Source organism: Rhizobium sp. NFR03 (genome assembly GCF_900111275.1).
Classification (GTDB): Bacteria; Pseudomonadota; Alphaproteobacteria; order Rhizobiales; family Rhizobiaceae; genus Ferranicluibacter.
The window spans coordinates 15114-35870 of sequence record NZ_FOGR01000012.1 but is presented as its reverse complement, the minus strand read 5'-3'; the positions used below and the strand labels follow the sequence as shown (position 1 = coordinate 35870).

Genomic DNA, 20757 nt, shown 5'->3' with positions numbered 1-20757 from the left:
GCGGCGCGTCGTTAAGACAAGCGCCTGCCAGTGCTCTCGCTGAAGAGGTGAACGCGTGAAAGATCCGGAGCCACGGTGATGGTCTCTCCAACTTTCGGAAGAACGCGATCTCGGAATATGCAGACGATGGTTTGCGTGCCATGCCGAGCGATGATCTGGGTCTCGGAGCCGGTCGGTTCGACGACTGTCACGGTGAGAGGCAGCCCCTCGTCACTGATCGCGAGATGCTCAGGACGCACGCCGTAGATCACCTTTTCCGACGTATCGGCGACGCCCGCAGGCAGAGGAAGCCTGTGTCCGTCCTCGAGAACGAACCGGCCTTCCTCTACTCGGCCGTTGAGGAAGTTCATCGATGGAGATCCGATAAATCCAGCTACAAATACGTTGGCAGGGTAATCATACAGTTCAAGCGGCGCACCGACTTGCTCAACATAACCGTCGTGCATGACGACGATCTTATCGGCCATTGTCATCGCCTCGACCTGATCGTGGGTAACATACACGGTCGTGGTTTTAAGCCGCTGATGCAATTCCTTAATCTCGGCACGCATTTGCACTCGCAATTTTGCGTCAAGGTTAGAAAGCGGCTCGTCGAATAGGAAAACTTGCGGATTGCGGACAATTGCGCGACCCATCGCCACGCGCTGGCGCTGGCCGCCCGAGAGTTCGCGAGGGTAGCGATCAAGAAGCTTCGTGAGACTGAGGATCTCTGCAGCGCGTTGAACGCGGGTCTCTCGTTCTTCGCGCGGAGCCTTTTTGAGCTTCAGCGAAAATCCCATATTTTCCGCAACTGTCATATGCGGATAGAGGGCGTAACTTTGGAAGACCATGGCGATATCCCTAGCCTTCGGCGGGATGTCGTTGACGGTGCGACCCCCGATCTGGATTTCGCCGCCAGTAATATTTTCCAGGCCCGCGATCATCCGCAATAGGGTCGATTTTCCACAACCCGAGGGTCCGACGAGGGTTACAAATTCCCCTTCCTGGATATCGACAGACACACCATGAAGGACGCTTACGGCGCCGTAGGCTTTGCGAACGGACTTCAGCTCAACATTGGCCAACTATTTTCCTCCTACCGGCCACCGACGCGGCCACTCAACCCACCGCGATCTCCCCGATCGCTATCGGAACGTTATTCCACTAAGAAAGGCGGGTGTCAACAGGCCTTGGTGTTGCTCCGCGACACCAGAAACTAGAAAAAATTTTTAGATAATGTTACCAACAACTTGCGAAGATTTCGAAAGGCCGGTTTGCAGCGTAGGCGATGCGATCCGATAGGGCCAAAGTTCGGAGAGTTCCTGCGCAGTCGCCTTCACCTGTTCCGCCAATTGCGGAAGGACAAGCGGCGAAAAGTGGTGGATCGGTCCTGCGATGCTCACCGTTCCAACAAGCTGCGTGCCCACGCGAATGACAGCGGCAACAGCAGCGACACCCGCTTCTGCTTCCTCGATTGCAGTTGCCCATCCCCGTTCTTCAGTCTCATCCAAGGCTGCAGAAAACGTCGCCTTAGAAGTGATAACCCGCGGCCCCCCCAAATCTGTGCGGCCCAGTCCACTCGCTACTGCCCTTGCCAACGCCTCCTCCCGATCCAGGGTCGCGAGCCAGGCTTTTCCGTTCGCAGTCGTATGCAACGGGACTTTTGCAACGAGTTCCGGCTGGTAGATCAAGCCAGATCGCATCCCTTGTGAGTGGGAAATCCACGTCAAGCCATCAGGATCCAGGATCGCAATCCTGCCCAGTCCCTTAGTATTGCTTGCCAATCTGTCTAGGATCGGTTGGCAGATGTCTGGAATGCGTGTTCCGGCCAGTAGGCGCTGACCCATCACGGCGAGACGCAACGAAAGTCGGTAGAACCCATTTTCGGGGTCCTGTTCCGCCCAGCCCAAGTCACATAGGCTATTGAGTAGGCGATGCGCCGCGCTCTTTGGGACATCCAGCCGACGGCTGATCTCGCCAAGCGAGAGCCCACTCGCGTTCTCGCTCAACAGCGTAATGACGTCGAAGCAGCGGTCTAGAAGAGATTTGACAAGGCGCATGGTACCACGATATTCGGTTTGTCGGAATGCTATTCCAATAGCATTGTGGAGGGCGTTTCACAAGGAGCCGCTTGACGGCGGTCAACACGTCAGTCCGCGTCCGGCTGGCCAACACTTCCGCCACCGGCTCCTTGCTTGATGAACCCGCAATAAACGGAGTTGGGATGAAGATCGCAGTTTTCGACGTCAGCCATTGGCACTTTCCACTTTACATCCCTGCGCTAAAAGATCCGGGAATCGAGGTCGTTGGAATATCAGACAGCGCTGCGTTTGCAGGCTCTCGTTTTTCAAATCTGCTCAATTGTAAACTCTACGGCTCCAATGAAGAGCTTCTGAACGCAGATTTTGACTTCGCGCTGGTATTGAGCCGGCACTCCGACATGGCCGAACTTGCTGAGCAACTGATCGTTAAGGGTACGCCGTTTTTGATTGAAAAGCCATGCGGGCTTAACTTGGAGGAGGTTCGTCGTATACGCACTTTGGCCGAACAACGCGGCGTTTACGTGAGTGTGCCTTTTATTCAACGCGTAAGTGAATTGGCCGATCGTTTATCACCGGCCGCAGGGTTAACGCCGGACGGCTTTCAACATTTGTCCTTCAGGTTCATCGTCGGGTCGGTTGCCCGTTACGAGCGGAATGGATGCGCTTGGATGCTCGACAAGCACCACGCTGGGGGGGGATCGATGCTCAATGTTGGCATTCACTTCATCGACTTGATCTCGACACTCACGCAAAGCCCCATCATCCGTGTCGCAGGCGAGGTTCGGATCTACCGACCTGACGTAACTGTCGACGAACAGGCAGTGTTCACCTGCCAAACTGCCGCGGGACAAATAGGGGTCATCGAGACTGGCTACTTGTACCCCTCGACCGCCGATGATCAACGAGACTTTGCGTTTTCGCTCTCTCATCGTGAACGCTATATTCGAGGGTATGCCGATCAATTCTACGCCAAGTCGCCCGAACAAGGGAAGGCGTTTGCCGTGGATATCGAGTACAACACCGACGAATATTACCCAGTCTTCCTGCGTCGGAGCTGGGCGGATCTAGCCAGCGGAACTCGTCCCGTTGCAGGTCTGCTAGAAGCGGAGCGCGCGCTCGCCGTGCTTGAGGCCGGATACCGATCTGCCGAAAGAGGTGGAGCACCTGAGGATGTTGAAATGACTAGTTAAGTCGCATGCCGACTTCGTTCATGATCGGTGCGATAAATGACGAAAACCGACATTGAGATAATTGCAACGGGACTCGGCTTTCCGGAAGGACCGGTCGAACTTCCGGACGGTTCGATTGCCGTTGTCGAGATCGGGGCCGGTCGCATCGTTAGGATCAGCGGAGGGGGAAAACACGAAGTACTGGCCCAGACCGGCGGTGGCCCGAACGGGATGGCGTTAGGGCCGGATGGAGCGCTCTACGTTTGCAACAACGGTGGCTTCTCTTGGGCCGAGGAGGGTGGATGGTTGCGGCCCGTTGGGCTGCCTCCAGATTATAGCGGTGGAAAGATCCAGAGGGTGGACGTCGATACGGGTGAGGTCAAAATCTTATATGACCGGTGCGACGGCCGACAACTTAACGGACCTAATGATATCGTTTTCGATGATCAGGGTGGCTTTTATTTCACTGACACGGGTAGGGTCCGGGAGTTTCAGCGCGACCACGGTGGTGTCTATTACGGAAAAGCCGATGGCAGTCTGATCAAGAAGGTGGCATTCCCACTTCTCACACCAAATGGAATTGGTCTGTCGCCAGATTTAAAGACCCTCTACGTCGCAGAGATGGAGACGGCACGATTGTGGAGTTACGCCATCGCTGAGCCAGGAAGCCTCCATAAGGAGCCTTTTCCAAGCCAAAATGGCGGTGAGCTTGTAATTGGCGTTGGCGGGTTCCAGCGCTTTGACAGCCTGAAGGTCACGGCTTCCGGCAACATCTGCATATCAACGTTAGTATCCGGATGCATAACAGTGGTCTCACCGCGTGGCGAGTTGCTCGACCAAGTGTGGATGCCGGAGATCTACCCGACAAACCTCGGTTTTATTGGCCAAAACTTGCATCATGCCGTCGTCACGCTGTCGCTAACTGGCCAGGTCGGTCTGCTTCGGTGGCAGGAGCAGGGCCTAAGACTGCAAAATCAGGGAAAAGACATTCGAGCCTGAACTTGGGTTATCTCGAGAGAGCGCCACAGTCATCTTGGCTGCGGCTAATCGATAAACCTGGAAAGAATTTGAGGCAGGTTGTGTAGGTTGCAGTCTGGCGCCCTTACCGGGGGTCTGGTCGATACTCGCTTCATTTTCATTGCGTGTGGGATTAGGCAGCGCGCTTCCCCGCTGTCCTTGAAAAAACAGTTTACATTAACGGAACGCCGTTCCATCATTGACTCGGGAGTGACCTACTTGCAGCGAACTTGATGCTTTGGAACGACGTGCTGACGCCCTGAGGGCGTTGCCACCTGTTCGACGGCTGAACCGAACTTCTCTTTCGTGAATGCACCATAGGAGGAATGATGTACAAGCGACGCGAACTCATGAAGGGCCTGGCAGCGGCTGGCCTTTTCACTGGTATCGTCCACAAAGCAATGGCACAGGCTGGACAGACCGATTATCCCGGCGGCTATAGGGAAAGTGTCGAACCCGTGCCTGAGGGCACGTCAACCTTCGCCACTGTTCGGGAAGGCGTGCTCGAAGGGGTCGCCGCCGCGAATGGAATTCGCTATTTCCGAGGGATCCCTTACGCGGCCCCGCCGATCGGCACGCTTCGTTTCAAGCGGCCCGCACAGCATCCCGGATGGCGCGGAACGCGCAAAGCTATTGAGAACCCAGCGGCCCCGATCCAGGCGCTGCAGGACGCGATAAATAGTAATGCGCCAGCGGATACCAAGGTCAGCGAGGATTGCCTCACACTCAGCATCACCGCACCATCGACAGCCGGGCCGCATCCCATCTATGTTTTCTTTCATGGCGGCGGTAATTCTTCTGGTTGGCAACTAGAGGATCGGGTCGATGGCGCTAGTTTTGCCCGCGATGGCGTAGTTTTCGTCACCGTCGGCTATCGTGTTGGCATCCTCGGCTTCCTTGAACTGGGCAAGCTGATTGGCCCGGAATACGCAGGAAGCGGCAACAATGCAGTCTGGGACCAGATCGCCGCCCTCCAATGGTTGCGCGCAAACATCAGCGCGTTCGGCGGAGACCCGGATCACGTAACGATTGGAGGTCAATCGGCAGGCGGATACGACGTATGCGCTATGCTTGGCGCTCCGGCCACTGCCGGACTGTATCGAGGGGTCATTTCGCAAAGCGGCGGGGATGGCACAGTCCTTACAAAAGACGAAGTGTATGCTTCGGCCGACGTCGTGGCGGCCGCCTTTGCGAAGAGAGGCATTCAGGGGCGTGATATCCTGACTGCACCGGTGGAGAATTTCGTCGACAAAGTGCCAGGTTTCCAGAATGCCCCTTTCGTCGATGGGGATTTGCTAGCCGCAAGACCCCGCCAGACAATTGCGTCAGGCGTCAACAAAAACGTGTCGCTGCTCATCGGATGGAATCGCGACGAGATTGCTGGGCTGGGGAAAGACGCTTCGGGACCGGTCTTTGAAAGATTTAAGGCTTTTCACCCTGGCCTGACAGAAGAGCAATGGAAGCGGCGATTTGGAGCCACCCGCCTTTTTGGTGCACCGAGCTGGATGATTGCCGACGGCCATTCGTCGGCGGGCGGATCGACTTATGCCTACTACTGGACTTGGGCACCCCCCAGCGGCAAGAACGCCGGCTTTGCTTTTCACGGGGCGGAAATGTCCTACGTTTTCGATAATGTCGAGGCTTTGAGGGCGCGTTACATTGTCCCCGATGCAGCGATCCAGGCGCGTGCCACAGCAATGCACGCACTGTGGGTTAATTTCGTGAAGACCGGAAAACCTACAGCACCAGGGGTTCCTGCTTGGCCGCAGTGGACTCCCGCAGCGCGCAATTATCTTGAGATCGACGAAGACTTCAAGACATCAGAGTGGCAAGACGCCCAGCTCGCACTGTGGCGCGACGAGGCCAAGTGAGATCCGGCTACCCTTCAACGGGTGCGATCGACGACGGCGGGTTTCAGCCCGCCGTCTTTTAGATCCTCGTAAATTGCAGGGTCAGCGCCTTGCAGGTCCTGCAGCGGGATTTCCTGACAATTACAAATGCGGGCCAAGTGTCTTGTTTTTGCGCTTCGCCTACCGGTCATAATTCAAGGGAAGACTATCAGCAAACAGTCCTTGCGTGCATCTCCGGCATTGTCCGGAAGCCGGGCTCGTAACCGCCATAGGTCTGGTGAAATCAAGCCTTTGGACTGATCAGTCGCCTTCCTGTCCAAAAGTGATCCGAAACGCTCTGACTGGCGACTTGGGAACGTAACCGAGATCACTGTCTCAGCCATTCAGTGATCACCGGGTCTCGAAAGCATTCCGCGACTATCTACAAGCCATGTTGGGAGGAATTTGAACGTGAACAATCGCATCGCTAAACCCCGGATTGCTGTTATCGGGGTTGGTTGGATTGGGTATCGTCATGCAAAATACTGTGCCTCTCACGCAGGCTGCGAACTGGTCGGTATAAGCGATCCGGGTCCAGTGGCCTCGAAAGTCGGGGCTGAACTCGGTGTCCCAAGCTTCGCTAACGTTGAGGACCTGCTGGATCGCGTCCAACCAGACGGCGTCATCATTGCAACGCCTACGCAACTGCATCTCGAGACAGCTGGACGTGCGCTAGAGCGCGGTGTCGCGGTTTTGATCGAAAAGCCAATAGCGGACACCGTTTCTGACGCACAGAGGCTTGTTGACCTCGCCAAGCGAAATAATACCCCGATCCTGGTTGGGCATCATCGCCGCCACAACTCGGCGGTAAAAGAGGCGCGACGGCTTCTGAGCGAGGGCTACATTGGGCGATTGCTTGCGGTAAACGTTCTCTGGGCCGTCAAAAAGCCGGACGAATACTTCGACGTGTCCTGGCGGAAAGAAAAGGGTGCCGGCCCCGTGTTGATCAACCTCATTCATGAGATTGACCTTCTAAGACATCTCTGCGGCGAGATTGAAACAGTCTCCGCGATCGTCAGCAACAAGGGACGCGGAAATTCGGTCGAGGATACCGTGGTTGCGATGCTCAAATTCGACGGGGGTGCGATTGGGACTATCACTGCCTCGGATGCCTCTCCCGCACCCTGGTCGTGGGATTCGGCGACCGGAGAGAACCCACTGATCTACCAAGGACGGGAAAACGCTTTCCGTTTCCTAGGATCGGGGGGCTCGCTCGAATTTCCAGACCTATTGATCTGGCGCTACGTCAATCAGGCAAAGCCGGGCTGGCTATCGCCAATCTCGCGTGAATCGCGGGTTACTCAACAGAACGAGGCTTACATTGCGCAACTTGAGCATTTTTGTCGCGTCATCCGACGCGAGGAATCGCCACTGATCGATGGTGAGGACGGACTTCGTACCCTTGTTGCAACTCTGTCTATTCATGAGGCAGCCACGACGGGCTTGCCCGTCACCGTCTCGCGCGGTTAGAGATGATCTGCCGGCACGCAGCGACGTTCGTTAGGGTAGGTCACTCTCTGAAGCTAGGTGTTGATCCGGAATCTTGGTTTCGAGGACGGTGCGCGGAGAGGGTATGCGTCAGCTATATGATCTTCGATGGTTACCGTTCGGCATGCTGACGGGTCAGACATGCCGATCATATGTCGTTTAGACAGCTATGACCAAAGCTCGCAAATATGGTCAACGGTAAGGTCGGCCTGGCCAGTAATCATATGCATCCCGGAATGGGTCTCCACACCCTTTTCGGCAGCAAGCGCGAGAAGCCTGGTCGTCTCCGGCTGAGCAATGACTTCAGCTAATGTCATGCCAGGCTGCAGGAGGTCTGGATTAATCGGCAGGGCGTCCGTCTCGTTAAGACCGAGTGATGTGGCATTGACGACGAGCTGGCCTGTTTCGGGTTCAGCGTTACCTGCTCTTGCAACGTTTCTCCCGAAGGCAGCATTCACCGAGTCCGCCAGGGCCTTGGCTTTCTCAATTGTTCGATTTGACACCGTGATACCCTTGGCACCTGCTTCAATGAGCGCGAAGGCTATGGCGACCGAAGCGCCGCCGGCGCCAACGATGAGAGCGTCGCGCCCGTTAATCGCTATTCCTTTCGTTTGAAGCCCGCGGACAAAACCCTTGCCGTCGAATTGATAGCCTCGAAAACTGCCGTCGCGTTCTCGCCGAACGAAATTGACGGCTCCGACCCGGGCAGCCACCGGATCGAGACTGTCGCAAAGATCGATCGCAGTTTGTTTATGAGGTAGCGTGATGCCGAAACCGACAAGGTTCGGCATTGCCCTAAGCCCAGCCCATATCGTAGCCAGGTCTCTCGCGGGGACGTGGAGCGGAACAGACACGATATCCGCACCGCGTGCCGCAAAAAGAGGATTGACCGCAGCTGGCGACTTAGCCTGGGCGATAGGATCGCCGATTATGCCAATCAGCTTTGTCGTACCCCGAATGATGACGCCGCTCACCACGACAATTCCTCGCGTTTCAGCCAGACAATGCTGCCGTCCTCGATCCCAACGACGATATCGAGGCTTCCACGGCCAGCCCAATCGACAACTTCTGGGGAAGCCACGTGCATAGCCATCTGAATGGTCTCGTTACGGTGCTTGATTGGAATCGGCAACGCAAACCGTGGCTCGTCCGGTGTGCCGACATTGCGGGAGTAGAACAAGCCTGCCTGCTTTGTCGTGTTGCGTGGTGCGCCGGTCTTTGGGTCTGGCGGCACGCAGGCGCGAGCATGGGTCCCAAAAATCAGATCGGTACGACCTGAGCCCTCCCAATCACAGAAGCATAGCTTCACGCGACCGCGACCTCCGCCGACATCAACCGTAAAGCGCATTGCTTCGCCATCTTCCCAACGGAGGAAGCGTTTATCGACAAGTTCCGTGTCGGACGCCTTCTTCCAGTCACTGAGCACCCCGTCCTCATCCAAGGCGATGTAATGAAGGTCGCTGTCGTTAAGCCAATCAACGACCGCCGGTCGAACCCGCCAGACTGTCTTCAAGGGCTTGCCGTTGAAGGTTAGAAACTCCTCCTCACCGAAGCGTGGCGGCAGGACCTTTTCACCGGTGTTGCGGAACAGCCGATGACGGCCCGTGACGTCGCTGACCAAAATGTCAATGCTGCCATTGCCGGTCCAGTCGGCAAGCGTCGGGCAGGAATAGCCAAACATTTTTTCCGACGGTCCCTGGATTGACCCCGTCAAGCCAGCTGCAATCCGGATCGGCGTGTCGCCACCCTTCAGCATGACTTCCTTTTCGAGAAAGATGGTGCCGGCTTCCTCTCGGCTTTGGTAAAAGAGAAGCTCGCCTGTGCTGTTACCAACGACCAGATCGTAGTGTCCATCGCCACTGAAGTCATAAGCTGTCGGGCTTGGCAGGATACCTGCGTGGATCAACGGCTTGGTGGTCTCGATGCGGCCGCGTTGCTCAAAACGTGGGAGGCCATCCTCACCATCGCCGACGTTCTTGAGAAAGCTGATATAGCCGTCTTCGGCGCCATAAAGGATATCCTCGCGACCGTCGCCATCCCAATCGACGACGCAGGGAAGATGGATGCAGTGTTCGAGTTCCAGCACTGTGTCGTCGACACTGCGCACCAGACTGGTTGGCTCGAAGGTTCCATCTTCGCGCTGCCGAGCAATATGCAGGATATTCCAGAACTCGCCGGCAACGACGTGTTGCTGACGAGTTCCAAACGTGCCGAAAGCAGGCGCCAGCTGCCCATAAACTTCAAGCGGGGTTTCGCCGGCGACGAGGGCATGACCCTTTTCGAGCACAGGGGCTGCGAGGGTACCTGAGTTCTTGAATGCGTACAGGAAGCCACGCAGCGGACCGCCGAGCCAACGGCCCGCGTCGTCATAGCCGCGATAACCTTCGTCGTTCCATTCCAGACCGTTCGGCCAATAGTCGTTCCAGTAGTCGCTTCCGACGAGAAGTTCTGCGACCCCGTCGCCGTCGATATCGTGGAACCGGGCCATATGGAAATATTCGTTACCCTTGACCCAGTCTGCGTCGAGATCGAGGCGCACGGGCTCGCCGAATTCCGGCGCGCCTTTTCTCCCGATGTTGGGAAACACATAAATCTGTTTGCGCAGCCGTGAAGCGGAGACGAGATGGAAGAGATCTCCATCCTTAACCGCCGTCACGTAACCGCGGACCCCTTCCACCAGCTCTTCTTCGCCCAAAATTGGTGTGCCATCAGAATTGGTACCAACCTGGCGGCGCAGAAAAACACGACCATCGTAGCAGGCGTCCCATGCTGAAATCAGCATGTCCTTTGTACCTGTACCACTCCAGTCGACAATCTCGACACACGTAATGATCCGACCTGCCACCGCTGCCGATTTGACGTCTGGATGGTACTTCAAAGTCTCCGACCCATAGTTTGGCCCATGCCAAAGCGTGGCGTCGTCCTCCCACCTTGTTACGCTCATCGCAAACCCTCTCCACTTGCAAATTGAATTGGAAATGATTTCTAAAACGAAAGTGCCTTTCAAATCCAGCGGAAAATTGGTTGGTGCCTGTCGGGGCAACAGGCGCGGGGGGATGGCGAAGTCTAAAGAGAGCGAACTCAATCGGTGAGCATTTGTCCGATTAGCTTGGGCCACTAGCAAAGTTGAGAACCCGCTTCTTTGGCGGAAAGGCTCGCAGGATCGCAGGCGCGATGACAGATCATGAAAATCGCAAATGCCGTAGGCAGCCATTGCCAGGTTCAGCGTCTCTCATCTTGCTGGCGTACTCGGCAACGATGCTACCGGACTGCGCCGGTTGTTACGATCAGCGGCGTCATGGTTCGCTGACGAACGCGCAAAGGCCAGATATCGCTGAGCTCGCCCGCAGCCTTTTTGAGCGCACTCACCAAGTCGGGCCAACGATCTTCGGTAATGCGCATCAGTGGTCCCGCAACGGATATCGTTCCGGCAACCGGCGCTTCGGCGTCAGAACTCGTTCGAAAGGGGACTGCGACTGCTGCGGTACCGGCCTCGCCTTCCTCGACAGAGGTTGCGAAACCCCGCTCTCTGGTTTCATTTAGTCGCACTCTGAGTTCATCGATTGACCGAGCGGAGTTAGGACCGAGTTTCCGTTTGGCGGTAAACCCGCGAGAATAGACGATCTCCAGCGCGCGTTCTTCAGGCAGAGTCGAAAGCCATGCCTTGCCATTTGCCGTCGCGTGAAGAACGATCTCTTGTCCCATATCCGGATCATATCGAAGCCCGGTTATCGCACCTTGAGCACGCGCTACCCATACCAAATCCTGGCCTTCCAGAATCGCTAGACGGCAATATTCCTGCGTTTCCGCAGCCAGCCTGTTCAGGACAGATTGGACCACGTCCGGAACGTTACGGGCGTCGAGATTTCGGAACGCCAAGGCGCTCAACCGAAGAGAGAGGGCGTAGTTTTGGCTTGCAGCGTCCTGAGTAACCCAACCGTGGCTAATCAGCGTCGTCAAAAGGCGATGGACTGCGCTCGCTGGCATATCAAGTCGTCCGGCAAGGTCGGATAACTCGATTGATCCTGCTTCCCCAGCTAAAACCTCTAAGAGCGTTAGGCATCGTGATACGGCTGCAACGGTCAAACATAATCTCCTTTTAAGCAAGCCTACAATCTTTGTTTCCAATTTGGAATAGGCTTCCAGAACCTCTCGCTGGCGATCTCGGCGACTTCGTTAGACCGAACTGTTCAGTGGCCTTCTTTACCCTTGAGATAATTAGAAATGGATTCTAAAAGATAAATCAATTCCGATACCGTAATGTGCGCGGTGGTGGCTAACACTGCCCGCCATCAGTTAATAGGGGTTTAGCTATGATCGTCACGTTTGGGTCCATTAATGCTGATCTCATTTACCTAGTAGACGAGATGCCTCAAGCAGGTCAGACGGTCTTAGCCCTTGGATCCCGAACGGAGGCTGGAGGGAAGGGAGCCAACCAAGCTCTTGCAGCTGCACGGGATGGCGCAGATGTCGTCATGATCGGGGCGGTGGGTAACGACGCGATGGCCCCGATCGCCCTTCAGAATTTGGAACGCGAAGTCGATATCAGCCGTGTGGCCCGATCAGAAAAGCCCACCGGCTCTGCCGCAATTATGATCGATGCCGATGGGCGCAATATGATTGCAGTTGCTGCAGGCGCCAACCTGGCGGCCCAGTCCGATGGCGTTGAAGATGAGTTGCTTAATAACGCAAGTTACGTCCTGCTGCAGATGGAGAACGACGCTCTTCAGATCGAAAATCTCATCAGACGGGTTTCCAATCATTCCGCAAAATCGATCCTCAACCTGGCGCCGGCCCACCAGCTTGATCGCGACCTTTTATCGCTCGTGGACATCGTAATCGTCAACGAAGACGAGGCAGAAGCTCTTGCCCGTTGGATTGGTTGCGAGGCGACCGCAAGATCCCTGTCCGACGCTCTCGAAACCGGCGTCTTACGCACCATGGGGGGAGAGGGGGCCGAAGCTTTTATCAATGGCGAGAGGGTTACGGTCCCTGCGCTGCGCGTGAATGCGGTGGATACGACCGCAGCGGGTGATTGTTTTGTAGGCGTCCTCGCATCAGCCCTCGATCGAGGACTCTCGCTCGAGGCAGCGATGCGACGAGCTGCCAAGGCCGCTGCTATTGCTTGCTCGCGTCCGGGAAGCCAGTCCAGCATTCCTCACACCAACGAGACAGATAGTTGGACCTGAGAAAAGCCGATGGCACCAGCTTGAATACAAGCTGGTGTAACCGAAGATTTTGACAAGAGAGCCTGCAATGAGCTACCCCGCGTATATCTTAACGGTTTTCATTCTCCTGTTAAGTCCCGGCCCCACAAACACGTTGATGGGGTTGGCGTCGGCACGTAACAGTTTTTGTCTCGTTCCAAAACTGCTTCCTGCTGAACTGCTCGGTTACCTTACAATGATCTTGCCCCTCACGTGGCTTGGGGGGGAACTGATCAGTCTATGGCCGGAAAGCGCTTTGGTACTGAAGACCGCAGCAGCGATTTGGGTTATGTATCTTGCCATGAAGCTTTGGGTCGCAGTAAGCGAAGATGGCCTGGATCGCAGTGTAACTGCTCGACGTGTATTCGTAACGACGACGCTCAACCCCAAAGCCGTTGTGTTTGGGCTTGTTCTTCTACCGCAGCCAAATGCACCGGACTTCCTGATGAAGCTTGTCATTTTTCTTGGCTTGGCGAGCTTTGCCGCTGTAATCTGGGGTGGTTTCGGCAGATTAGCGCAAATCGGCGCGCGAAGCCATATTCGTGTGATGATACTTCAACGAACTGCCTCCTGTTGGCTCGCGATCGTGTCCTGCACCCTTGCTGCAAGTCTTTTTGGATCCTAAGGCCATCAGCAGATAGGGTCCAAATCTGGATCGGAAGATCTGTCACCAGGCTGCTTCGGCTACGGGCCGAAGCGAGTTCCATAAGGTATGTTATGCAATCTAAGGTTGTTTTTATTACATGCTATAATAAACATCGAGGAGCTCTCGTGACCTGTTCCATCTGAACACCAAAACGGAGTAAGAAAATGCAGCACTGGCTGGACAAGCTCACCGACATCACCGCACTCCAGGGTGACGAGAGCATTATCAAGCAAGCCCTTGGTCACCTCGCCGACGAGGCGGGATTTGGCGGCTATGCTTACCTTCACATCCAGCCCGGCCATACGCTTGCGGTCTCGAACTATCATCCCGAGTGGCGGTCGATCTATTTTGAGCAGAAACTCGCGGCCGTCGACCCCGTCGTGAAACGCGCCAAGTCCGTCAAACAAGCTTTTGCATGGGGTTACGACTTGGATGGCAAACGACTTTCGAAAGCCGAGCGTGCGTTCTATGCGAATGCCGCCGATTTCGGGATCCGTTCCGGCATTACCATCCCGGTGAAGGCAGCCAACGGATCGATGTCGATGTTTACCCTGGCCTCGGAAAAACCAGTGCTTGACCTCGATCGTGACATCGACGCCATCGCGGCGGCAGCGGCCGTCGGACAACTCCATGCCCGCATGTCTCTCCTGCCACTAACACCCACCATACAGTCCCCGGCGTGGCTCGATGCGAAGGAAGCCGCTTACCTTAAATGGATTGCCGTCGGCAAGACCATGGAAGAGGCGGCCGATCTGGAAGGGGTCAAATACAACTCGGTCAAGAGCAAGCTCTACGAGACCAGGAAACGTCTCGAGATTCACACGATGTATCATCTGCTCGCGCTGGCGATCCGCGCAAAACTCATCTGAAAAACCAAGTTTAGTTGACTGGGACCTTCGGTATATAGCCCAGAATATCGAGCAGCGTGTTGAGCGCGATCATCTGCGCGTGCATTGCGATCATCGCCTCGATGTAGACCAGATGCTGGGCGCCGCCGGCAATCGCTCCAGTTTTATAGTCGTCGGGCAGGGCCTGGAACAACTGATCCGCCTTCCCGACGAGTTGCCTATGGGTGCGGATCGCGTCGACCGTCAAAGTTTCAAGGTCCGCCGCGGAAAGCCCGCGCGTCAGCCCTACAACCGGGCGAAGTTCGCATGTGTCCGTCACTGTTTCATTCTCTGATGACATGCCTGTTCCACCCCAAGGTTTGCCCGCGGTCCGCCCCCGCAAACGCTAATCCCTGATCCCAAGCCGGGGGTTGGAAACTGTGCTTAGACAGTCCTGTGACCTTTAACACCGAGATGCCTGGACATACGTCACAGGCCCCCGGCCAAATGGTCAGAGGATTCTGGCGCCGTTCCGGCCGGCACCAACCGCTAAGCAGGGGTTTCCACACCCCCGGGCAGCGCGTACTGCCCTGCCGCCCTTATAAAGGGCTGATATTGTTTTCGCTAGAGCGATGGATAAACAAACGTTTTGCAGATCTGCAGAAACATCTGATCATGGTCTGCCTCCAATCCCAGACAGATCGATCCGAATCCCTGCCTTGTTCGCATCGGGTGCCACAGCGTCTGCGGGCGCATCGGGTTTGGTTCCGCTTTCAAGAAGGCCAGCTTGTGTCTCGGCGCCATCGCGCCGGACCGGCTGAGGCTCAGTGAGCTTTACATCACCCGGATCCTCTGCCCGGAACACCGCCACTCCCTCGAAATACCCGGTCTGCCAGGCGATGATCGCGTCATCGAAGACCTGCGGCAGAACATCTTTCGCCGTTGGGCTACCATACCACTTGGTGACGATCCGATAGACCCTAGCGAACAGTGCGGTACCCATACGAATGTTTTCACAGGTGTCGACGAGATCGGGCTTTAGCTGCCCCGCCCCGATAATGCCGAGCCCGGCAGGATATTGCGTGATACCAACACGCACGGTATTGCGGCCGAGGTTGTCCCGGATCAGTGCGAGGGCCTCGTCCGACGTCGTGGGTTTCGGAACGAGCACGATACGGTTTCCAGAACGCACGGTAATGGCCAGCGGATCCTGCGACCCTGCCCGATCGATAAACATCTCGACGATCTCAGACTTCAAAGCTCTGTCGGCGCATTGTTGAATAAGGGCCGCGTCAATCATTTTGTCATTCCCCGAATATCTGAATGAAAGCTGTTCTGATTGAAAGCCATGACGATCGGAACGCCGAACAGCCGCGACCATGCGACAGCGCTCGCCTGCTGGATGGCAATGATCGAGGTACCAGAGGTCCACCAGCTATTGCCGGTCGCCACGATGATATCCGGGGATTGAAGCATCGACTGCAGGATCGGCCAGAGGATGAGCTGCTCGTAGCAGATCAGCGGTGCGATCCGCATGCCCGAGACGTCAACGACCGGATTGGCAAAAAAGTAAGCCCGCGCGCCGCCGCCCTTACCCATCCAGGCCCGCCACGGCTGCCACATAGAAACAGGGACCGGCATGCGCTCCCGGTAAAGAATACGGGCCTCAGTGGCTGAGATGGCCACCATGACATTGTCGTAGCCTGCAGCAGCGATGACCGCCGCACCTGCGATCACGGTGATGCCGGATCCCAGCAAACCACGCTGCCAGACTCGTGCAACGGTCGGTGTCCAGAAGCCAAGCGCGCTCTCAGGCAAAACCACGAGACGGGCCTCTTCGCCCTCCGCAAGAACGGTTGCAATCAAGTCACGATGATAACGGAGGGCGCCGTCTCGACCGAGATTTTGCCCGAGCGCAAGGTCGACCCCTTTCCAGCTGTCTGGTACCTTTGGCTGCGTCCAGTCCGTGGCAGACCAGGCGTATAGTCCCAGTAGGACTGCGATCGCGATTTGCCACCGTCGACCGGTCATGACGACCAACAGGATCGCGGTCGCTCCAAGACCACACCATCCCCAACCCGGGAAGAGGATGCCAGCCGCCGTCAGTGGATGCGCCCAGCCGACGACGCCGAATGGCGGCAGAGCCATCAGCACCATGGCCACCACATACCGCACCGCCCGCACCCCTCCCGGTTGCCTTGTCCAGAGGAGGGCGTGCACCAGGGTAAAGCTTGACGACGCCATCACCCATAACATGAGGCCTGGCCAGAGATCGGCGGCGTAGAAGTTCGCGACGCCCTGCGGCAAGCCGCGGGACGCGGCGAGAAAGTAGCCCGCTGAGACGGCAGCCGCGATCACGCGTGACGGCGACTTGGCCCAAAGCAATGGAAAGAACACTGCGACCGGGATGGTCGTGATGTTTCCGCTCCAGGCCACCGCGCCCACCGCGATCGATAGCCCGATCAGGATCGGTCCGCGCAAGCGGTCAGGGATCAAAGGTGAGGATCGGCGTGGCAAGGCCGAGGAGCCCAGAGATCGGGATCGGTCCAAAATATCGGGAGTCATAGGAGCTCGCAAAGGATGAGTGAAGAAACAGATGTCCCGGCGGCACGATGCCTCCGGAATAGGGGATGATTGAACGGCCCTGTCCGTCGTTCTCGCGGATGAGAGACGCGTCGAGCACGGTGCCGTCGATCGCGACGGTGTCGCCAATGGCGACGCGCTGGCCGGGAAGCGCTGCAATGGTCTTGATAAGCGGCGCGAAACCGCCGGTACACAGTCCTTGCCGAACATAGCCGCGCTGCCAGGCCTCTTCGAATTGCGGCGTGGGCGGAGGGCAGATGAACACGAGATCGCCAACACTTGGAGCTCTGCTTATCTGCTCGATGCGCCAGATACCAAGTGGTTCGCTCGGCGTCAGGTTCAGCCTGATGCCACCGATAAGCCCGATCCCCGCAAGAGCCACCACGAGGCTCCCGGCAGTGGCAACGAAGACGATCGCCCCGCGCCCGCTCATTGCTTGATCACCGGTGTCTGACGCTGAGCGAGCTTCAAGTCCTCCACCTGCTTCAGCGTTTCAACCGTGCGCTCATGAGCCGACAGCTGCTGAGCCGTCCGCATCACCGGCCAGGCTTCTTTCAGCCGCTCCTTCTCTTGGGGTGCCAGCCCCTCTGAGAGCTTATCGAAGAGCTGACTTTGAGGCCTGTGCGCTGTGTTGGTGAGCAGGGTCCGCTCTCCGAATCGCTCGGCCACCGCCTTGCCAAAACCGTCGATCTCGGCTTTGGTTTCGCGATTGCTGAGCGCGCAAGCCATCGCGGCAGGGAGATCGTTGCGGTCGATCGCGTCGCGCACCCGTTCCAACACGCTTTGCGCCGCTGGCGACAGCGCCGGGATATCAATCGAGACGCGCTGGCGTAGCGTCTTCTCCTCAGCCTCGATCCGCTGTACGGCGACCTCGCGGATTCGGAGGTAGGTTTCGATGTCGCGTTTCAGTGCTGGAGCGTTGACCTCCGCGACGCGGCGGGCCTCTCGGTCAGACTTGCTGGCGAGAATACTGGTCTTTCCCTTGAGCGGTCCGATCGACGCGGGCTCGACCGCAAGCTTGTCGAGTGTCTGCATTGCCACCTGTTTGTCGGCGAGGACCGCGTCGAAGTTCATGGCCCGGAAGGCGGTCTCGGGATCGGCGAACACATAGCGGAAGCGCGTCGAGACTTCCTCCCATTGCTTCTTCACAGCGGGATCATCCGCAACCTTCTGATCAACGGCATCGCTCAGTGGTACGGGGAACAGTTTTACGCCTGACACCATCGGGCGGGTCTCCTTGTTCGTATGTGATTTCAGGGTTTGCAGCAGGCCAAGCCGTTCGCCGGCTGCTCGAAGACGGGCGGTGAGATCGGCAAGTTTTGAACTCTGGCGCAGCGTCCAGTCGAGCCGGTCGCGCAGCAGGTTTCGCGCGACGTGGACAATGTGCAGGCCGCGGTTTTCGGCAAACGCGAGTGCCGGGCGGTAGAGGCCACCGCGCTCGTAATCGAGCGTGGTCTCTTTCGCATTCCTGCGCGACAGGATTTCTGTCAAACCGCCTGCCTTGGCGAAGGAACGCCGGCCATAATAGAGCGCCAGATCCTCGCGGTGGCGCGTCATCGCGACATAGGTGAGATGGCGATCGAGCGAGAGGCTTGCCAGCACCTTCACGCGATCGACCGTCGCACCCTGGCTCTTATGGATCGTCGTGGCGTAGCCGTGATCGAGATTGTTGTAGAAGCGTTGCTCGATTGTAACCTGACGTCGCTTATCACCCTCGCCGACCACGACGGATATCCGGTTCGGCGCTGCCTCGACGACACGGCCGATCATGCCGTTCTTGACGCCAAGCGAACCTTCGTTTTTCAGGAAGACGATCTGGTCACCGGCGTCGAAATGCCGGACGCCATCTGCAGTCCTAAAGCCATGGCCTTCACTGAGGATGCCGCGCTCGACAAGCTTTTCACGCGCCAAGACATTGAGCAGGCGGACGTCGCGGCGCAGGTGCGCCAGCATCAACATAGACTTTGCAGGATCGTAATCACGGTTCCAGTCAGCGATCAGGTGTTCGACAGCCTGAGCCTTCAGTTCCGAGCCAAGCACCCTGCCCTCTGAACGATAGGCAGCGAGCGCTTCGCCGACGCGGCCACGCGCCAGATCGAGCGAGGCCTTGCGCATCCAGTTATCACGCTGGCGATAGATGGTTTCGAGTTCGGCGTAACCGACACGATCGGCAATGGCGCGAAACGCGGCGCCCGCTTCGATCGGCTGGAGCTGCTCGGGATCACCGATAAGCACGAGCTTGGCGCCGGACTTGACCACCGCCTCCACGAAGCCGGCCATCTGCCTTGATGCGACCATGCCGGCCTCGTCCATGACGAATACTGTTTTGGCATCGAGCGTGTCGCGGTCCTTCTTCCAGCGCAGTTCCCAGGATGCCAGCGTGCGGCTCTGGATCCCTGCTTCGCTCGAAAGACCCTCTGCCGCCTTTCCGGCAAGCGCTCCACCGACGACGCGATATCCGCCGAGTTCCCAGGCTTCGCGTGCCGCCTTCATCATCGTGGTCTTGCCGGCACCAGCACGCCCGACAACGGCCGCGATGCGCGCGGAACCGGCGACGTGCTCGATAGCAGCTCGCTGCTCATCCGACAGCCGGGCGTGTCGCGCGAAGGTCGCCGCCAGCACCGTCGAGGAGACACCTTGCGTTTCCCGCTTGGACAGCCAGAGCGAACGTCGGGCCATCTCCGCTTCAAGCCGGATCAGCTCCCGGGTGGTGTATCGCGCCGGCAATTTTTGTCCGCTCGCGAACTCGATCGTGTCGCGCTGCAGACGCAGGGTTTCCGGATTCTGGAGTATGCGTGCCAAGATCTGCTGGAAAATGCCGGGATCGTCGATATAGCGAAGCAGCACCTTGGCGACGTCGCGTTCATCGAAGACGCTTCTCTCACGCGTGATCAGTTCAAGCACGATGCCGGGATTTCGGCGAATGCGGCGGGCATTCTCACTACGCCGCTGCTCGTTCAACTCGATCCGCTCGAGCTCAGGACGCACACCCCTCACTTCCGCCTTGCGCTCGATCGCCTTGGCGCCGACGCCGAGATGGATAGTCGGTTCGAGCGCGATGCCCTGCTTCTCGTAGGAGCCGCCATCGATGCGAAGATCAATACCGCCCAGCGCCAGGTGATGGTTCTGGCGCTCGAACCAACCATCCCGTAGCTTGTTGAAATCATCGGTGGAGCCGGCCCAAAGCTCGTAGGCGATCTTACCGGCTTTGGTGCGAAGTGGTTGGCCGTCTTCTCCTGTCACCGCGACCTTCTTTGCCCCGAAACCATCTTCGGTCAGCGGGCGCAATGTCGTCATCAGATGGATGTGCGGATTGCCCGGATTGTCGTGGTAGACCCAATCGGCAACCATGCCCTTGGCGAGGATGTGTCTTTCCACGAAGTCACGCACCAAAGCGATATTCTGCTCCGGCGTCAGTTCCAGCGGAAGAGCGATGGTCAGGTCCCGGGCGAGCTGGGCATCGGAGCGTTTCTCGAACGCCTCGACCCTGTTCCAGAAGGCTTCGACCGCTCCCGACACCGACCGATCGGCGATCATTGCGCGTGCCCATTTCGGGGCATCGGCGGGAAGGACGAACTCTTCATGCAGCAGGCCCTGCTTGCGGGTATAGTCGATGGTGCGGGCCTCCCGCTCGTATTCCATTTTAGCGCAGTGCCGGTAGGCCGCAGACAGGACGGCACTGCGGCCGTCGCCGCGGCTGACAATGCTGGCTGAGAAATGGGCGATGGCCACCGGTGACAAGCTCCTGACTGCGAACCTTCTTCGTCAGGAACGAGCGACACCCAACGGCCCAGCCAGGGCCGTGAGCAGCACGTCGCATCAGCGACGTATAATTGCGCCCTTGGAACCGCTCCTTCGGAACGGCGGGATCATTCACAAAAGCATCGCCCTTGGCGATCTGCAGATCTGC

General features: G+C 57.5%; 17 protein-coding genes. 7 read left to right on the top strand and 10 right to left on the bottom strand.

Features of this window, described 5'->3' with window-relative positions:
• Positions 1-11 precede the first annotated feature (11 nt).
• Together ugpC and BSG19_RS23430 are read right to left on the bottom strand one after the other, a co-directional pair.
• Positions 12-1064: an ABC transporter ATP-binding protein gene (gene ugpC, locus BSG19_RS23435; protein WP_092990433.1), complete on the bottom strand. Its 1053-nt coding sequence runs from the start codon at positions 1062-1064 to the stop codon at positions 12-14.
• Positions 1065-1208: 144 nt separating this feature from the next.
• Positions 1209-2039 carry an IclR family transcriptional regulator gene (locus tag BSG19_RS23430; protein WP_092990432.1) on the bottom strand — a complete coding sequence of 277 codons (831 nt, stop codon included), beginning with the start codon at positions 2037-2039 and terminating at the stop codon, positions 1209-1211.
• Between the two features lie 71 nt (positions 2040-2110).
• On the opposite strand from BSG19_RS23430, the gene BSG19_RS23425 reads away from it, so the two are divergent.
• The 4 genes from BSG19_RS23425 (at position 2111) to BSG19_RS23410 (ending at position 7566) form a co-directional block, all read left to right on the top strand.
• A complete protein-coding gene (locus BSG19_RS23425) occupies positions 2111-3211 on the top strand; it encodes a Gfo/Idh/MocA family protein (RefSeq protein ID WP_139274815.1) in 1101 nt (366 codons plus the stop codon).
• Between the two features lie 36 nt (positions 3212-3247).
• Positions 3248-4189 carry an SMP-30/gluconolactonase/LRE family protein gene (locus BSG19_RS23420; protein WP_092990430.1) on the top strand — a complete coding sequence of 314 codons (942 nt, stop codon included), beginning with the start codon at positions 3248-3250 and terminating at the stop codon, positions 4187-4189.
• A gap of 344 nt (positions 4190-4533) precedes the next feature.
• Positions 4534-6078 carry a carboxylesterase/lipase family protein gene (locus BSG19_RS23415; protein WP_092990429.1) on the top strand — a complete coding sequence of 515 codons (1545 nt, stop codon included), beginning with the start codon at positions 4534-4536 and terminating at the stop codon, positions 6076-6078.
• 429 nt (positions 6079-6507) lie between these two features.
• A complete protein-coding gene (locus BSG19_RS23410; RefSeq protein ID WP_139274814.1) occupies positions 6508-7566 on the top strand; it encodes a Gfo/Idh/MocA family protein in 1059 nt (352 codons plus the stop codon).
• 185 nt (positions 7567-7751) lie between these two features.
• Here the strand turns inward: BSG19_RS23410 and BSG19_RS23405 are convergent, their stop codons facing one another.
• From BSG19_RS23405 to BSG19_RS23395, 3 genes are all read right to left on the bottom strand, one after another.
• Positions 7752-8558 carry a shikimate dehydrogenase family protein gene (locus BSG19_RS23405; protein WP_244529403.1) on the bottom strand — a complete coding sequence of 269 codons (807 nt, stop codon included), beginning with the start codon at positions 8556-8558 and terminating at the stop codon, positions 7752-7754.
• The gene (locus tag BSG19_RS23400) at positions 8555-10366 is read right to left on the bottom strand and encodes an FG-GAP repeat domain-containing protein (protein WP_170866088.1); all 1812 of its coding nucleotides are present in this window, start codon (positions 10364-10366) and stop codon (positions 8555-8557) included. Before BSG19_RS23400 ends, BSG19_RS23405 begins: the two co-directional genes overlap by 4 nt.
• 479 nt (positions 10367-10845) lie before the next feature.
• Complete coding sequence (locus BSG19_RS23395; protein WP_092990426.1) at positions 10846-11670, bottom strand: IclR family transcriptional regulator; 825 nt, start codon at positions 11668-11670, stop codon at positions 10846-10848.
• 227 nt (positions 11671-11897) lie between these two features.
• Between BSG19_RS23395 and BSG19_RS23390 the strand changes: the two genes are divergently transcribed.
• The 3 genes from BSG19_RS23390 (at position 11898) to traR (ending at position 14306) form a co-directional block, all read left to right on the top strand.
• The gene (locus BSG19_RS23390; protein WP_092990425.1) at positions 11898-12773 is read left to right on the top strand and encodes a ribokinase; all 876 of its coding nucleotides are present in this window, start codon (positions 11898-11900) and stop codon (positions 12771-12773) included.
• Between the two features lie 67 nt (positions 12774-12840).
• Positions 12841-13416, top strand: coding sequence for a LysE family translocator (locus BSG19_RS23385; RefSeq protein ID WP_092990424.1), 576 nt, complete (start codon positions 12841-12843; stop codon positions 13414-13416).
• Between the two features lie 185 nt (positions 13417-13601).
• Positions 13602-14306: an autoinducer-binding transcriptional regulator TraR gene (gene traR, locus BSG19_RS23380; RefSeq protein ID WP_092990423.1), complete on the top strand. Its 705-nt coding sequence runs from the start codon at positions 13602-13604 to the stop codon at positions 14304-14306.
• 10 nt (positions 14307-14316) lie between these two features.
• Here traR and BSG19_RS23375 read toward each other — a convergent pair whose 3' ends face one another.
• From BSG19_RS23375 to traA, 5 genes are all read right to left on the bottom strand, one after another.
• Entirely contained in the window at positions 14317-14625 is a 309-nt protein-coding gene (locus BSG19_RS23375; protein ID WP_092990422.1) for a transcriptional repressor TraM, read from the bottom strand.
• Between the two features lie 312 nt (positions 14626-14937).
• Positions 14938-15564 (bottom strand): TraH family protein, encoded by a 627-nt coding sequence (locus BSG19_RS23370; RefSeq protein ID WP_092990421.1) that lies wholly within the window; start codon positions 15562-15564, stop codon positions 14938-14940.
• Entirely contained in the window at positions 15561-16760 is a 1200-nt protein-coding gene (locus BSG19_RS23365; protein WP_244529402.1) for a conjugal transfer protein TraB, read from the bottom strand. The genes BSG19_RS23370 and BSG19_RS23365 overlap by 4 nt, the downstream gene beginning before the upstream one ends.
• Positions 16750-17280 carry a conjugative transfer signal peptidase TraF gene (gene traF, locus BSG19_RS23360; RefSeq protein WP_092990419.1) on the bottom strand — a complete coding sequence of 177 codons (531 nt, stop codon included), beginning with the start codon at positions 17278-17280 and terminating at the stop codon, positions 16750-16752. The genes BSG19_RS23365 and traF overlap by 11 nt, the downstream gene beginning before the upstream one ends.
• On the bottom strand, positions 17277-20579 hold the full coding sequence (traA, locus tag BSG19_RS23355) for a Ti-type conjugative transfer relaxase TraA (RefSeq protein WP_092990418.1): 3303 nt from the start codon (positions 20577-20579) through the stop codon (positions 17277-17279). Before traA ends, traF begins: the two co-directional genes overlap by 4 nt.
• Positions 20580-20757 lie beyond the last annotated feature (178 nt).